We start from the raw sequence: 14,823 nt of genomic DNA, 5'->3' as shown, positions 1-14,823 counted from the left end.
TAAAAATGACACAGGCGAATCATTTAATCGAAGTTCATGGGTTAAACAAAGCATATCTCAATGGGGATACCCGGGTAGAGGCCATTAAACAGATGGATTTTTTCATTGATGATGAAGAGTTCATCACCCTCATGGGACCGTCCGGATCGGGCAAGAGTACGCTGCTGTCTATCCTGGGGGGGCTCAATCATCCGAACCAGGGAAAGGTTTTCATAGATTCCCTTGATCTGTATGCTTTAACCGCAGAACAACGGGCAGATTTCAGGAGTGAGTATATCGGCTTTGTTTTTCAGTCTTTTCAACTCATTCCCTATCTGACCGTACTGGAGAATGTCACGCTTCCCATGGCGGTCACAGGCCAGAAAAAAAAGGTGAAAACCCAGATGGCAATGACCGTCATTGACCGGGTCGGACTTGGAACCAAAGCCCTCCGCCTGCCCGATCAACTGTCAGGTGGAGAACAGGAGCGGGTGGCCATTGCCCGGGCTATTGTAAACAAGCCCCCCCTTATCCTGGCGGATGAGCCCACCGGAAACCTGGATTCAAAGACAGCCAAAGATATCATGATATTGCTGCAATCTTTGAATACTGATGGGCATACGGTTGTTGTGGTGACCCATAACGCAGATATGGAAGCCTATGCAAGCAGATGTATCAGGGTCCAGGACGGGAAATGTTTTGTGTAAAAACAAAAAACGGTGAAAAAATCCTGGATGTTTATTGCGCCAGAAGGTGCCTGATATTATCGTCCAAGTATGTTATGGAAAACGGTTTGTGAAGGATACTGCTAAAGCCGTACTGCTGAAAATCTTTAACTTCCAAATCATCATCGTGTCCGGTAATGAGAAGCCCCCGGATATCCGGATCTGTTTTCTTCAGCTGCGACATGGTTGGGAATCCGCCCATTCCGTTCGGGATATCAAAATCCAGCAGTGCAATATCAATCTTTCTTTCACAGGCCATGGCTGTTTTGCACATTTCTACGGCCTGATGCCCGTTGGATGCGACAAGGGTTTCGTATCCCAACCGCATCAACAGGCGGGAGACGACATCCAGAATCAGTTCATCATCATCCATCACCAGAACCCGAGCTGTCATCTTATTCAAAACCGATTCAACCGGTTGTTCAAGCGTTTCCTTGATCCTGCCCTCTGCCGTTGCTCTATCAAAAACCGGCAAAATGATGTGAAAGGTTGTTCCTTTTTTTAAGATTGATTCCACATGAATCGTACCGCCGTGCCTTGTGATGATTGACCAGGCAACACTCAGTCCAAGGCCGGTGCTTTTTCGCCGGTCCAGGGGCTTGGAGGTGAAGTATGGATTGAAAATCATATCCATCTGCTCCCGGGGGATGCCACAACCTGAATCTGAAATGGAAATGGTAATCCGGGGGGGGTCTTGGGGAGGCGCCAGGGATGTCAGGGCCACCTCGATCCTGCCCATACCCCCCATTGCTTCCACTGAATTTTGAAGTATATTTTCAATGGCCACCTTAAGTTGATCCGCGTCAGCATAAAAGGCATCACAAATTCTATCCGGTTTAAAAGAAACGTGGATTTTTTTCGGATCAAGGTTGGTTTCAAGAATTTGACGAATCAATGTTTCAATTTCAATTTTTGTTTTTAACGGTTTGTTGCCTTTGGCAAAGGCGATCAACTTTGATGAGATGCTCTTGGCCTGCATCACCCCTTTTTCAGCATTTTCCAGATAATGTTGTGAGCTGCTGTCAAAGGCGCTGAGCTGTGCCAGATTGATGTTTCCCAATATCCCGGACAGGGTATTGTTAAAATCATGGGCCACCCCACCGGCAAGGGTGCCCATGATTTCCAGTTTTTTAGATGTTTCAATGGCTTTTTCGAATTCCCGAAATAATTTTTCATGTTCTTTTTTATCAGTGATATCAAATGCCGTTTCAAGCCGGACAATTCTCTTGTCATACCACTCAATGGCTTTGTCAACGATACTGTACCAACGCTGGTTGCGTGTATTGCAAAATTCATACGCATACGGTTCGCCCGGTTTCCCATCGGTTAAGATCAAGCGTTTGTTCGTGCAGAAAGGACAGGGACCGGTCTGGCCTTTCTGGGTAACCTGCCAGCATTTTCGTCCATTAAGGGCGTCTGGATCATCACACCCGAATGTTTTTTTAAATTTTTTATTGGCGTAGATTAAGTCATGGGTCTCTATATCAGAGACATAAACAATGGCCTCCATGGTATCAAATATATTCTTGAAGATGACAACTCCCTCTTCCTTATCCACTAGGAGAAGTCGTTTTTTTTTCGTCATACGTAATAGTGTATTCTAACCATTTTAAGTAAGGTTGGAACCCTTTCTGGTTATTACAAACTTTATGAATAATTTCTTTTATTCTAGTGATAAAATCAAGTTTATATCACCTGAAAAAAAAATACAATCCGGGAAAACCCTGACTTTTAACAAAATGAAAATTATTTTTAACGCCTTGGGGAGGGTATGCCGGAAAACCGATTTGCCCAATCAAAATTCATGCCTATATTATGGACTCAGCAGTCATGGATAACACTCACAACCCATGGAGGTATGATAAAAATGACAACTTTGAACAGAATTTCAGCAGCAGATGCAAAAAAAAAAGTGACCGCCAACCTGTCCTTACTTGTTTGCATTTATGATGATGACAAATTCAACACCCAGGCCCACCTTGAAGGGGCCATTCCAATGAGTGAATTTTTAAAATTAAAACCCGATCTTGCCAAAGACACAGGCATTATTTTTTACTGAGGCTGAGCCGATGATAAGTCTTCGGCAGGTCTTGCCGTACAATACACGGAAGAGGGATACACCAATGTCCAGGTTCTGGATAAAGGAATCTCGGGTTGGAAAGAAGCAGGCTATACCCTGCTTTAACCACAGTCCCGGCCATGGCAATAACCGCCATGGCCGGGTAAAATTTTATTGGGCGTTATGGATGCCCACGTGTTCAATCTCTAAACTCTCTGCTGGCCTGGCGCGATTGGCAGTCCAGTCTTTTGCCGCATAAAATATTTCTTCATTAAAAGATATCCCCTGCAGACAAAACAAAGGGGACTGACGTTATTCCTTGCAAAAAAAAATGATACCCATTGATTTCTACTGGATTTGGTGGAATACTCATTTAAGCCGTCATGGATCGACAAAAGGGTCATGTTGATAAAGTGACAACACCTACACCTAAAAGGGAAAAATCGCGTCGTCGGACAGAAGAAAACAACTAAAAAAATACTGGCGAATCATTTTTATTAACCGTTGCCAAGGAGGAAAAAATGGGGAAATTGTTAAGGGTAAATACCCAGGAAAAAACTTTTGGTTTTGAAGAAGTGCCACAGGCATATGCCGGTCTTGGGGGACGGGCACTCACATCGAAAATGATACTGGATGAAGTGCCGGCCACCTGTCATCCGCTTGGGAAAGCAAACAAACTGATCTTTGCACCCGGTATCCTGGCAGGATCTCCTGCAGCAGATTCGGGGCGGCTTTCCGCCGGAGCCAAATCACCGCTCACCGGGGGGATTAAAGAGAGCAATGCCGGCGGACTTGTTTCACAAAAACTGGCCCGACTGGGGATCACCGCCCTTGTCCTGGAAGGCAAGCCTCAAACATCGGCGTTTAGTGTCCTTGTTATCAATAAGGATGGGGTGGAGCTCCTTGATGCCGGCGATCTTGCGGGCAAAGGCAATTATGCCGTCATGGAAGCCCTGTGGAAAAAATATGGCAAATCCGTTGGGGTCTTAAGCATTGGTCAGGCAGGCGAACAATGCCTGAAGGGTGCCAGTATCCAACAAGCGGACATGAATGGGAGGCCGGGACGGGCTCACGGCAGAGGCGGGTTGGGTGCCGTCATGGGAGCCAAAAAAATCAAAGCCATTGTTGTGGACGATAAAGGCGCAGGAAGAGTTGACATTAAAGATTCCGATGCCTTCAAAGCCGCCAATAAACGATGGGTGGACATGTTAAGAACGCATCCGGTTACCGGCCAGGGCCTTCCCGCTCTGGGTACGGCCGTTTTGGTCAATCTGATCAATGAAGCCGGCACCCTGCCCACAAAGAACTTTCGATCCGGTCGGTTTGAGCATGCCCAGGCTATCAGTGGTGAAAAAATGGCGGAAAATATCGAGGAAAGAGGGGGCATTACAACAGAGGCCTGCCATCCTGGCTGCGTGATTAAATGCTCAAATGTTTACCATGATAAAGCGGGCAAGTATCTCACCTCGGGATTTGAATATGAAACCATCTGGGCCTTTGGTGCCCATACCACGATTAAAGAACTGGATGATATCGCCATGCTGGACAGGCTGTGTGATGATTTCGGCCTTGATACCATTGAGATGGGTGTCACCATCGGGATTGCCATGGAAGGCGGCATGATTCCCTGGGGTGACGGCAAAGCCGCCATAGAACTGCTGTCCAAAATTGGTGCGTCAGCACCGGAGGGCAAAATTATCGGCAATGGCGCCGCATTCACAGGCGATGCCCTGGGTGTGGACCGGATCCCGGTGGTTAAAAATCAGGCCCTTCCCGCCTATGACCCAAGATCCTGCAAAGGGGTTGGCGTGACCTTTGCCACATCCCCCATGGGCGCAGATCATACAGCAGGATACGGTGTTACGGCCAACATCCTGGGCGTTGGCGGAACGGTTGATCCCACAAAAAAACAAGGCAATATCGAACTGTCCCAGGGACTTCAGATTGCCACCGCTGCTATTGATGCCGCCGGGCTGTGCCTCTTTGTCGCCTTTGCCGTTCTGGACAATGAAGACGGGCTTCCCACCATCGTGGAAATGATCAATGCACAACATGGCCTTTCCCTGACACCGGATGATGTTCTGGAACTGGGGAAATCCATCCTGAACAACGAAAGGGAATTCAATAAAAAAGCCGGTTTTACAACGATAGATGATCAGCTGCCGGGAATGTTTACAGAGACCTTTCCCCCCCATAACACACAATGGGATTTCTCCACCGAGGAATTATCAAAAACCCTCACCTTTTAAGTAAATACGGCATACCATGGACAAAATAAGGGCAGGTTTTCTGCCCTTATTTTTTTTAATGACTCAACTGACGGGGGAACCTTTTTTTGGAAATCACACGGTTCACATTTATTTGATGGATTTATACTTTTTCTTTTGCTATAAAAAGGATCTGAAGCTGTTATATATGTCTGAAATTTAACGTCATTTTAAGACCATGTGACGGTATAACCCCTAGTGTTTGGAATAATGAAAAGATGAAAATATATCAATATCCTTCAAAAAAAGCAGAAAAAAGAGTGAAAGAAACCATAGAACGTGGTTTAGGATTTTCAAAACAGGAGTATGAGGCGGTTGAAGCATATCTTGAAGATGTCAAAATAAGGGGAGATGCGGCCCTTGTGGAGTACACCCGCAAATTTGATTCAAAAAACGTCTCCATCGACACATTAAAAGTGACTCCGGAAGAGTTTGACAAGGCCATGAAAAGTGTTGATCCCTTGTTTTTAAAGACCCTGGACCGGTCTATCCATCAACTGGACTATTTTCATTCCAAACAGAAAGCAACCGCCTGGATTGATACCCCCAGACCCGGGGTCATGGTGGGGCAACTGGTAACGCCCGTTCAAGCGGCCGGTGTGTATGCCCCGGGAGCAAAGGGCGGGAAAACCCCCCTGGTATCTTCGGTACTCATGGGCGGCATTCCGGCAAAAGTCGCGGGTGTCCCGTCCATCAACCTTGTGACCCCGCCCATGGAAAACGGAGAGATCAACCCGCACATCCTTGCTGCCGCCCAAAAAATCGGGATTCACTCTGTCTTTAAAGCAGGAAGCGCCTGGGCCATTGCTGCCCTGGCCTATGGCACCCAAACCATTCCAAAGGTGGATGTGATTGTGGGACCCGGAAATATCTACGTGACCCTGGCCAAAAAAATTGTTGCCGGAACCGTTGGCATTGATATGATTGCAGGCCCCAGTGAAATACTGATCATTGCAGATGAACATGCCAATCCCCAATTTTTAGCAGCGGACCTTCTGTCCCAGGCAGAACATGATGTCATGGCGTCTGCCATACTGGTGACAGATTCGCAACGCATTGCCAACGATACCATCACCGCGCTTGAACAACAGATAGAACAACTGCCCAGAAAAGAGATTGCACGGCAATCCATTGATCACTTCGGTGCCATTATGCTGGTTCCGGATATTGACACCGGCATTGATCTTTCCAACCGGTTGGCCCCGGAACATCTGGAGTTGATCGTCAAAGATCCCTTTGATTATATCGGCCGGATACAGAATGCCGGTGCCCTGTTTCTGGGTGCCTATACACCGGAACCCATGGGGGATTATATTGCCGGTCCCAACCATGTCCTGCCCACTGCCGGGACAGCCCGGTTTTCTTCAGCCCTAAGTGTTGATCATTTTACAAAAAAAACCAGCTTGATCCATTATTCTGAAACCGCTTTTAAAAAAGAGGCCGATGATGTCATTCGACTGGCGGAAACCGAAGGGTTGGGAGCCCATGCCAATTCCATCAAAATCAGAAAATGACACTTTAGTAAAACTTTATTTTATATATTGACTAACAGTCTGATTTTAATATATAAATAAGGTTTGGTTTATTTTTTGATACTAATTTTAGCGAAAAAGAAAAAAACAATGCAGACCATACGAGGGTTTAGAGATATCCTGCCAGAAAATATTGCCCTGTGGCAGAAAGTAGAAAAAGAAGCGACACGTTTATTTGACGCCTTCGGGTTTAAAGAAATCCGGATTCCTGTTCTTGAAAAAACACAGCTTTTTTCCAGAAGTATCGGAGAGGCAACCGATATTGTTGAAAAAGAGATGTACACCTTTGCCGATCGAAAAGGGGACAAGCTCACATTAAGGCCGGAAGCCACCGCCTCCATTGTCAGATCCTACATCCAGCATAAGATGTATGCCACAGATCCCATCAGAAAATTTTTCATGATGGGTCCCATGTTCAGGCGGGAAAGGCCCCAGAAAGGGCGTTACCGTCAATTCTATCAGATTGATGCAGAGGTCTTTGGTGTCGAATCGGCCTATATTGACAGCCAGTTGATTTTCATTTTAACCGAATTGTTTAAACGACTGGGTCTGACCGGGCTTTCAGCACATGTGAACTCCCTTGGGTGCCCCGACTGCCGACCGTCCTTTCAACGGGCGCTTCTGGATTTTATTGCATCAAAAAAAGACCGGCTTTGTGACAACTGCTTGAGACGGATAGATAAAAATCCGTTAAGAATCCTTGACTGTAAAGTCACGTCTTGCAAAGACGTCCTTCAGGATGCCCCGGCAACCCTGGATCATCTGTGCAATCACTGTGAAGACCATTTTGCAACGGTCAAAACAACCCTTGAAACCCAGGGGGTTGACTTTATCGTGGACAAATCCCTGGTCCGGGGCCTGGATTACTATACCCGAACCGCCTGGGAAATTCAGACCACCACCCTTGGTGCCCAGAGTGCTGTTGCAGGCGGTGGCCGATATGACGGCCTTGTCAAAGAACTGGGCGGCCCGCAAACGCCGGGAATTGGGTTTGCCATTGGATTTGACCGGCTAGTAGAGGTCATGGAACAGCTGGACAAAGCACCCCAAGCAACCGCCCTTGATCTGTTTCTCATTTGTTTAGGGGATATGGCCACGGAAAAAGGATATCACTGGTCCTGCGCATTGAACCAGAACGGCATCCGAACGGAAATGGATTTTCGGGGAAAAAGCATGAAAGCCCTTATGAAACGGGCGAACAAACTCAATGCCCATTATGTATTAATTGCAGGGGAAGATGAGCTGATACAAAATGCCATTATTTTAAGAGACATGAATACCAAAGAGCAGGTTTCACTCCCAGTTGAAACCCTGGTTCCTGAACTGATCAAGATATTTAAAAAATAACATAGAGGAAATATTTAAGTGACTGATTTACTAGGAAATCTAAAAAGAACACATCATTGTTGCCAATTAAGGAACACGGATATTGATACACACGTTATTTTGATGGGATGGGTTCAGCACCGCCGTGACCACGGAGGCGTCATATTCATTGATTTAAGGGACAAGGAAGGTATCACCCAGATCGTTTTTAACCCGGAAAATTCAAAAGCAGTTCATGAAAAGGCCCGAGACATTCGAAGTGAATATGTCCTTGGCGTAAAAGGAAAGGTGATTGCTCGACCCGATGATATGCTCAACCCGAATATGGAAACCGGTGCCATTGAAGTGTTGATAGATGAGCTGTATATTTTTTCAAAAGCCAAAACACCGGCATTTCTCATCGAAGACCGGGTGGAAGCTTCGGAATCCATTCGGTTGCAGTACAGATACCTGGATTTAAGACGGCCCCAGCTGAAAAAAAATATCCTGGCAAGACATCAGGCCACCATGGCCATCAGAAATTATCTGGATGACAAAGGGTTTGTGGATATTGAAACACCTGTTTTGACCAAAAGCACGCCTGAAGGTGCAAGGGATTACCTGGTTCCCTCCAGAGTCAACCAGGGAGAATTTTTTGCATTGCCCCAGTCACCCCAGTTGTTCAAGCAATTATTGATGATCGCAGGGTTTGACAAATATTACCAGATTGTCAAATGTTTCAGGGACGAAGACTTAAGAGCAGACCGGCAGCCCGAATTTACCCAGATCGATATGGAGCTGTCCTTTGTTAATGAAGAGCAGATCATGGAAATTGCCGAGGGGATGATTGTGGCAATTTTTAAACGCGTACGAGATCTTGACCTTGTCACACCGTTTCCCAGAATCACCTATGATGACGCCCTTTCAAGATTTGGCCTGGACAGGCCGGATTTGCGATTTGGCCTGGAATTGTGTGAGGTCTCCGATATTGTAAAAGATGCCGGATTCAAGGTGTTTGCCAATGTCGTAAAAAACGGCGGTCTTGTTAAAGCCATTAATGCAAAAGGATGTGCAACCTTTACCCGAAAACAGATTGACGAATTGACTGAATTTGCAGCCGTTTACAAGGCAAAGGGACTTGCCTGGATAAAGATTAAAGAAGCGGAATGGCAGTCGCCCATTGCCAAATTCTTTACAGACCATGAAAAAGAGGCGTTAAAAAACCGACTGGACCTTGAACCCGGGGATATTGTTTTCTTTGTGGCAGACCAGCCGAAAATCACCAACGAGGCCCTTGGTCAGCTAAGAAACGAACTGGCAAGACGGCTTGAATTGATTTCCGACGATACCTATAATTTTACCTGGGTGACCCATTTTCCCCTGCTGGATTATGATGAAACGGAAAAACGCTATCAGGCCCTGCACCATCCGTTTACCGCCCCCCTGGAAGAAGATATTGAAAAGCTGACGTCCGATCCCCTTGCCGTTAAATCAAGAGCCTATGACCTGGTGTTGAACGGAATTGAAATCGGTGGCGGCAGTATTCGGATTCATTCCCCAGAGCTCCAGTCAAAGGTCTTACACTGCCTTGGCATTGATGACACCCAAGCCAATGAAAAATTCGGATTTCTTTTAGATGCACTGGCATCCGGGGCGCCGCCCCACGGGGGAATTGCTTTTGGACTGGACCGGTTGATGATGCTGTTGTGCGGTGAAGACTCCATTCGAAATGTCATTGCATTTCCCAAAACACAGAAAGCCACCTGCCTGTTAACGGAAGCGCCATCAAAGGCTTCACCAGCACAGCTCCAGGAGCTTGCCATCAAAGTATCCAAACTGGAAGAATAACCATTTTTTAAAATAACAGGGCCTTCCTCAACTATGGGGAAGGCCCCTGTCTTAATGGACGGCCGACTCAGAACAGGCCAAGGTATTTGCCATACCCCTCCATTTGCAGGTCTTCTTTGGGAACAAATCTCAATGCCGCAGAGTTAATACAATATCGCATACCCGTGGGCGCCGGACCATCATCAAACAGATGGCCCAGGTGAGAATCGGCTATTTTACTTCTGACCTCTGTGCGAACCGTGAAAAAACCTTTATCTATTTTCTCTATCACATGATCCGGCTCCAGGGGTTTTGTGAAACTGGGCCACCCAGTGCCGGACTTAAATTTATCCTTAGAACTGAAAAGCGGCTCTCCTGAAACAATATCCACATAAATACCCTCTCTTTTATAATTCCAGTAGAGATTGTTAAAGGGTTGCTCTGTCCCATTGTTCTGGGTGACCTTGTACTGCAGTGGTGTCAGCCGTTGTTTAATTTCCGGATCACTGGGTTTTGACCAGGCAGCCACAGTCATGGATGCTGTCTCATTTCTCATCTTTGTTTTTTTCTCCATTGTCACATCTTTCCATGCTTTTTTTAAAAACTGATCCCTGCCGGAACCCCAGCGGTAATATTTATACCGGTATGCATTTTTTTTATAGTAATCCTGGTGATACGCTTCTGCCGTATAAAATTTGTCAAATTTCGTAATAGGGGTCACAATGGGGGGGTCAAACACCCTGGCGGTTTCCAACGCCATCTTGGATGCCAGGGCCTTTCTTCTTTGATCCTCATTATGGTAAAAAATTTCCGCCCGATACTGGGTGCCCCTGTCGACAAACTGTCCCCCTGGATCGGTGGGATCAATATGCCGCCAGAACACATCCAAAAGATCTATGTACGTGACGATATCCGGATCATAATAGACCTGTATCGCCTCGGTATGACCGGTGGTTCCGGCGGACACGGCTTTGTAAGTGGGATTTATTTGATGTCCGCCGGTATATCCGGACACGACGTCTTTAACACCTTTAACCTTTTCAAAATCCGATTCCGTACACCAGAAGCACCCTCCGGCAAAGGTGGCCATTTCCAGGTTATCCATAGCTGCTTTCATTTCGGTCATCCCTGACTTCATCTCATTTCCCGGGGAGGATGGCTTTTCGGCAAAGGACTGACAGCCAAAAAGAAAAACCGTTGTGATTATCAAGATCATCATTTTTATTTTCATGATCCATCTCCTTGTTTAAGCGTGTTTCCTCATTAAAATAAACGTAACCATCACTGTTTAATGATAAAATAATCACAAATGTATCACAAAGCAAAAAAAGAGATAACGGCTACAAACATATGCCTGGTATCAGGCTTTCTTTTGGGCACTTTTTGCCTGTTTGGTCATGAAATAGTCATAAAAAGCACCATAAAAAAGCCTGGCCCTGTCCATTAAAGCTGAAGACCGAAACGCGAGTTATTGATAAGCATATTGACAAAATGAACAAAATTGTATTTGATGATAAAATTCAAAATGAATTTTAAAGATAACGGATTCAAACTGCCCTTATAAAAAAAGGAATACAAAAATGACGTCAAAAAAAATATTAAACGGCAAAAAAATTCTTGTCGTAGACGATGAACCGGATGTGTTAGAGTCGTTAATTGAACTGCTGGATATGTGTAGATTAGATACGGCATCTTCCTTTGAGGAGGCCAAACAGCTGCTGGAAGATCAGTACTATGACATTGCCATTCTGGATATCATGGGCGTAAAAGGCTTTGAGTTGCTTAAAATTGCCAATGACCACAAAATACCGGCGCTGATGCTCACAGCCCATGCGTTATCGGAAGAAAGCCTTAAAAAATCCGCCGAAGAAGGCGCTGCCTATTTTGTACCCAAAGATAAAATGGCTGAAATTGATGTTTTTGTTGCGGATGTCCTTACGGCATTGAAGAACAAAAAAAACCCCTGGGAAAAAATGTTTTACAGGCTTGGCGAATTCTACGATCGACGGTTTCATGGAACAAATTGGCGGGAACAAGAAAAAAAATTCTGGAACGACAAAATACTGTATTAAAGTCCGAACCCATGCGAATGAAAGAGAGGGGATAAATGAAAAAAGAAACTGTATGGTTGCGTCCGGCAGACAGTGTTGAGGTGATAACCCTTGTGGACAATTTTTCCGATGTCCTTTTGCCGGGAAATGAGACCATCATTCGGCCCCCCCTGGCCAAAGAGGGGGTCATTCCAAAAAATACCGTGCTGGCTGAGCATGGCCTGTCTCTGCTGGTGAAAGTCCGGGTGGAGGGAGAAACACATGCCATTGTTCTTGATGCAGGTTATACCAATGTGGCCGTTCCTTACAACCTTGAATATCTGGGGCTGACACTGAAAGATGTTGAGGCGATTGTTCTCAGCCACGGCCATATGGATCATATCGGGGCCTTAAAGGAAATTCTTAATTTAACCGGAGCAGAAACCAGCGTCATCCTGCATCCGGATGCTTTTCTACCCCGCGCCATCCAATTTCCTTCAGATGACCGATTAACGTTTCCTTCCTTTCCTTCCAGGGATGAACTCAAATCGTGGGGGGCAGATGTAATGGAAAACAAATCACCCCTTCTGCTGGGCCGGGATACCATTCTGGTTACCGGTGAAATTCCCCGAATCACCGCTTTTGAGAAAGGACTGCCAGGGGCTCAAATAAAACAAAAGGGTGCGTTTCATTCCGACACCTTTAGGGATGACCAGTCCCTGGTCATAAACCTTCACAATAAGGGACTGGTGGTGATCTCAGGGTGCGCCCACTCCGGCATCATCAACGCTATCGCATATGCCCGGGAATTAACCGGTCAACAGGACGTCTGTGCTGTGATTGGCGGATTTCACCTGAGTGGAGCGGTGATGGAGCCGTCCATAGAGCCCACCATTGAAGAGATGAAAAAACTGTCTTTACAGGTCATCTCTCCAATGCATTGTACGGGTTTCAAGGCTATTTCACGGTTTGCAGAAGAGCTGCCCGATGCGTTTGTGCTTTCCAGTGTCGGCAGCAGGATTGTCCTTTAGCCATTCAACTGGGCTATCCCATGAATGGCATCCGTTGGCTGGTTTGACTGGGACCAACAACAAACAAAAAGCACCAAAATAAGGTGCCATCTCAATTTGGTGCTTTGATAAAAAAGAAAGAAGGGGTTATGCGCTTTTCCGTTTTACATGAAGTATCGGTGTATTAAACACCAGTGCAGATACTTCATCGTCTCTTTTAACCTTCAGCTCAAGAGAGTCTTTATCAATCTCAAAGTATTTTGAAATAACCGCTACAATATCTTTTTGAAGATCCGTTAAAGTGGTGTCATTCACTTCAAGCTTGTCATATATTAAGGAGAATTGAAGCCTTTTTTTAGCCGTATCTTTACTTGCTTTCTGACCGGTAAATTTTCTCAATAATCTGCTTAGCATTCAACTCTCCTTATTTTTTAAACCCAAAGGTTTTGCTGATTTTGCGCCACATACTGCTTCTATGGTTCGGCACCTCGATGGGCAAATCAGCTTCTCCATTGAGCCGTCTGGCAATGCGTTTAAATGCCTGACCTGCTTTTGAATCATTTTGTAACACCAGTGGGGTACCGGTATTGGACGAAATCAGCACGCGCTCATCCAGGGGAACAAGCCCGGCAAGTTCAATGGAAAGAACTTCAAGGACATCTTCATGACTGAGCATTTCACCTCTTTCCACCCGGGCCGGTTCAATCCTGTTCACAATCAGCTTCGGGGTCAGTGACCGTGAATACAAAATCCCGATAACGCGATCCGCATCCCTGACAGCAGACACATCAGGGGTGCAGATAACCAATGCCTCATTGGCCCCCACAATGGAATTCTCAAACCCTTTCTCAATTCCAGCCGGAGAATCCATGATCACATAGTCAAACTCTTTTCTGAGTTGGTTTGCCACCCGTTCAACACTGGAAGTGGTTAAAACATCCTTATTATCACTCTGGGAGGCGGGAATCAGGAAAAGATTGGGGATTCTTCTGTCCCTGATGGCAGCCTGGCTGATTTTACATTTTCCCTGGACCACATCAACAATATTAAATACGATCCTGTTTTCCAGGCCCATAACAACATCAAGATTTCTCAGGCCGATATCCATATCCACAATGGCAACCCGTTTGCCTTCCAAAGCCAGGGCTGCACCAATGGAAGAAGTTGCGGTTGTTTTTCCAACCCCGCCTTTTCCGGATGTTATAACAATTACTTTACCTTCCAATTCACACCTCTATTCTTTAATTTTTCTTAAACGGCTTCCGGCCAGGGCAGTTTCCGAAAAGGATTTGCTTTCATATAATCCTTTACCACGATGCCATCATCTTCAACACAGGCATATTCCGGCTTCGCACAAAAGTCCTCATTGATTCCCGCAGCCGCAATTTCCCCAATCTTAACCTGGGTAGGTTTGAACTCAAGGGCAAAAATCATGGCGGTTTCATCCTTTGGATATCCGGCATGAACTTTTCCTGCCAGCCGGCCAAGAACAATCACATCTCCGCCAGCCCTGATTTCCGATCCTGGGTTCACATCGCCGGCTATCACAACATGCTTCCTCGCTTCTATCTTCTGACCGGACCGAACCCTTCCCCGGAGCATTAACACCTCGCTTCGATGATGATTCCAGCCCTTTGAAAGGTCCCTCTGACGAATTCGTTCCGTTGGAATAGATCTCTTTTCCGTTGGTTTAGACACTTTTGCGACGTCAAAGGTGTTGATCAAATATGATCTGATATTTTCTATCAGATCATCGTGGCCCTTGGCATCTTTGACATCAATTACCACGCTGGCATTTATGGTCAGATGTTTTAAATTTTTAAATAATTTGTCTATTTCCGATTTGATCACATTCTCCGGGTGAGACGGGTCAAGTGTAATCCAGAAACCATCCCCAACCCCTTTTAATCTTACCGGCGCAGAACTGTCAAAATTAATCATTATTATATCTTTGGTTAAAACGTTTCGTCGTTTACATAATTTTCAAGGACTATAAAAAATCACAGGTTAAGTGTCAAGGATTGAATATCTTCTAACGGCAAGACTTGCAGACAGATTTGACCCCATCCGTCTGCAAGCATTTTGAAAT

At 45.8% G+C, this 14,823-nt stretch carries 13 protein-coding genes; 8 read left to right on the top strand and 5 right to left on the bottom strand.

What is annotated here, in order from left to right; translation table 11 throughout:
• Window positions 1-5: 5 nt before the first annotated feature.
• The gene (locus Q1Q15_RS06750) at window positions 6-686 is read left to right on the top strand and encodes an ABC transporter ATP-binding protein (protein ID WP_300457888.1); all 681 of its coding nucleotides are present in this window, start codon (window positions 6-8) and stop codon (window positions 684-686) included.
• 31 nt (window positions 687-717) lie between these two features.
• On the opposite strand, the gene Q1Q15_RS06745 is transcribed toward Q1Q15_RS06750, so the two are convergent.
• Window positions 718-2,289 carry a PAS domain-containing hybrid sensor histidine kinase/response regulator gene (locus tag Q1Q15_RS06745; protein WP_300457886.1) on the bottom strand — a complete coding sequence of 524 codons (1,572 nt, stop codon included), beginning with the start codon at window positions 2,287-2,289 and terminating at the stop codon, window positions 718-720.
• A gap of 282 nt (window positions 2,290-2,571) precedes the next feature.
• On the opposite strand from Q1Q15_RS06745, the gene Q1Q15_RS06740 reads away from it, so the two are divergent.
• The 5 genes from Q1Q15_RS06740 to aspS all read left to right on the top strand — a co-directional run bounded on the left by Q1Q15_RS06740 (window position 2,572) and on the right by aspS (window position 9,715).
• Window positions 2,572-2,763: a hypothetical protein gene (locus Q1Q15_RS06740; protein ID WP_300457884.1), complete on the top strand. Its 192-nt coding sequence runs from the start codon at window positions 2,572-2,574 to the stop codon at window positions 2,761-2,763.
• Window positions 2,764-3,284: 521 nt separating this feature from the next.
• Window positions 3,285-5,012: an aldehyde ferredoxin oxidoreductase C-terminal domain-containing protein gene (locus tag Q1Q15_RS06735; protein WP_300457882.1), complete on the top strand. Its 1,728-nt coding sequence runs from the start codon at window positions 3,285-3,287 to the stop codon at window positions 5,010-5,012.
• 236 nt (window positions 5,013-5,248) lie between these two features.
• On the top strand, window positions 5,249-6,544 hold the full coding sequence (gene hisD, locus Q1Q15_RS06730) for a histidinol dehydrogenase (protein ID WP_300457880.1): 1,296 nt from the start codon (window positions 5,249-5,251) through the stop codon (window positions 6,542-6,544).
• A gap of 108 nt (window positions 6,545-6,652) precedes the next feature.
• Window positions 6,653-7,909 carry a histidine--tRNA ligase gene (gene hisS / locus Q1Q15_RS06725; RefSeq protein ID WP_300457878.1) on the top strand — a complete coding sequence of 419 codons (1,257 nt, stop codon included), beginning with the start codon at window positions 6,653-6,655 and terminating at the stop codon, window positions 7,907-7,909.
• An 18-nt stretch (window positions 7,910-7,927) separates the two neighbouring features.
• Entirely contained in the window at window positions 7,928-9,715 is a 1,788-nt protein-coding gene (gene aspS / locus Q1Q15_RS06720; protein WP_300457876.1) for an aspartate--tRNA ligase, read from the top strand.
• 67 nt (window positions 9,716-9,782) lie between these two features.
• Here aspS and msrB read toward each other — a convergent pair whose 3' ends face one another.
• Entirely contained in the window at window positions 9,783-10,799 is a 1,017-nt protein-coding gene (gene msrB, locus Q1Q15_RS06715; protein WP_363320889.1) for a peptide-methionine (R)-S-oxide reductase MsrB, read from the bottom strand.
• Between the two features lie 475 nt (window positions 10,800-11,274).
• Between msrB and Q1Q15_RS06710 the strand changes: the two genes are divergently transcribed.
• A complete protein-coding gene (locus tag Q1Q15_RS06710) occupies window positions 11,275-11,766 on the top strand; it encodes a response regulator (protein WP_300457871.1) in 492 nt (163 codons plus the stop codon).
• 35 nt (window positions 11,767-11,801) lie between these two features.
• On the top strand, window positions 11,802-12,755 hold the full coding sequence (locus Q1Q15_RS06705; RefSeq protein ID WP_300457870.1) for an MBL fold metallo-hydrolase: 954 nt from the start codon (window positions 11,802-11,804) through the stop codon (window positions 12,753-12,755).
• A gap of 126 nt (window positions 12,756-12,881) precedes the next feature.
• Here the strand turns inward: Q1Q15_RS06705 and minE are convergent, their stop codons facing one another.
• The 3 genes from minE to Q1Q15_RS06690 are packed head-to-tail and all read right to left on the bottom strand — an operon-like array spanning window position 12,882 to window position 14,675.
• Entirely contained in the window at window positions 12,882-13,148 is a 267-nt protein-coding gene (gene minE, locus Q1Q15_RS06700) for a cell division topological specificity factor MinE (protein ID WP_300457869.1), read from the bottom strand.
• 10 nt (window positions 13,149-13,158) lie between these two features.
• Window positions 13,159-13,959: a septum site-determining protein MinD gene (gene minD, locus Q1Q15_RS06695; RefSeq protein ID WP_300457868.1), complete on the bottom strand. Its 801-nt coding sequence runs from the start codon at window positions 13,957-13,959 to the stop codon at window positions 13,159-13,161.
• Between the two features lie 26 nt (window positions 13,960-13,985).
• Window positions 13,986-14,675: a septum site-determining protein MinC gene (locus Q1Q15_RS06690; RefSeq protein ID WP_300457867.1), complete on the bottom strand. Its 690-nt coding sequence runs from the start codon at window positions 14,673-14,675 to the stop codon at window positions 13,986-13,988.
• Between the last annotated feature and the right edge of the window lie 148 nt (window positions 14,676-14,823).

This window comes from Desulfobacula sp. (assembly GCF_030145145.1).
GTDB lineage: Bacteria > Desulfobacterota > Desulfobacteria > Desulfobacterales > Desulfobacteraceae > Desulfobacula.
The sequence above is the reverse complement of the archived record's forward strand: the minus strand, read 5'-3'. Positions and strand labels throughout refer to the sequence as shown.

Bases quoted from the DNA above. Each gene is read 5' to 3' on its own strand.
- Q1Q15_RS06750 (WP_300457888.1), top strand. From the start codon at position 6: ATGACACAGGCGAATCATTTAATCGAAGTTCATGGGTTAAACAAAGCA.
- Q1Q15_RS06745 (WP_300457886.1), bottom strand. From the start codon at position 2,289: ATGACGAAAAAAAAACGACTTCTCCTAGTGGATAAGGAAGAGGGAGTT.
- Q1Q15_RS06740 (WP_300457884.1), top strand. From the start codon at position 2,572: ATGACAACTTTGAACAGAATTTCAGCAGCAGATGCAAAAAAAAAAGTG.
- Q1Q15_RS06735 (WP_300457882.1), top strand. From the start codon at position 3,285: ATGGGGAAATTGTTAAGGGTAAATACCCAGGAAAAAACTTTTGGTTTT.
- hisD (WP_300457880.1), top strand. From the start codon at position 5,249: ATGAAAATATATCAATATCCTTCAAAAAAAGCAGAAAAAAGAGTGAAA.
- hisS (WP_300457878.1), top strand. From the start codon at position 6,653: ATGCAGACCATACGAGGGTTTAGAGATATCCTGCCAGAAAATATTGCC.
- msrB (WP_363320889.1), bottom strand. From the start codon at position 10,799: ATGGATAACCTGGAAATGGCCACCTTTGCCGGAGGGTGCTTCTGGTGT.
- Q1Q15_RS06710 (WP_300457871.1), top strand. From the start codon at position 11,275: ATGACGTCAAAAAAAATATTAAACGGCAAAAAAATTCTTGTCGTAGAC.
- Q1Q15_RS06705 (WP_300457870.1), top strand. From the start codon at position 11,802: ATGAAAAAAGAAACTGTATGGTTGCGTCCGGCAGACAGTGTTGAGGTG.
- minE (WP_300457869.1), bottom strand. From the start codon at position 13,148: ATGCTAAGCAGATTATTGAGAAAATTTACCGGTCAGAAAGCAAGTAAA.
- Q1Q15_RS06690 (WP_300457867.1), bottom strand. From the start codon at position 14,675: ATGATTAATTTTGACAGTTCTGCGCCGGTAAGATTAAAAGGGGTTGGG.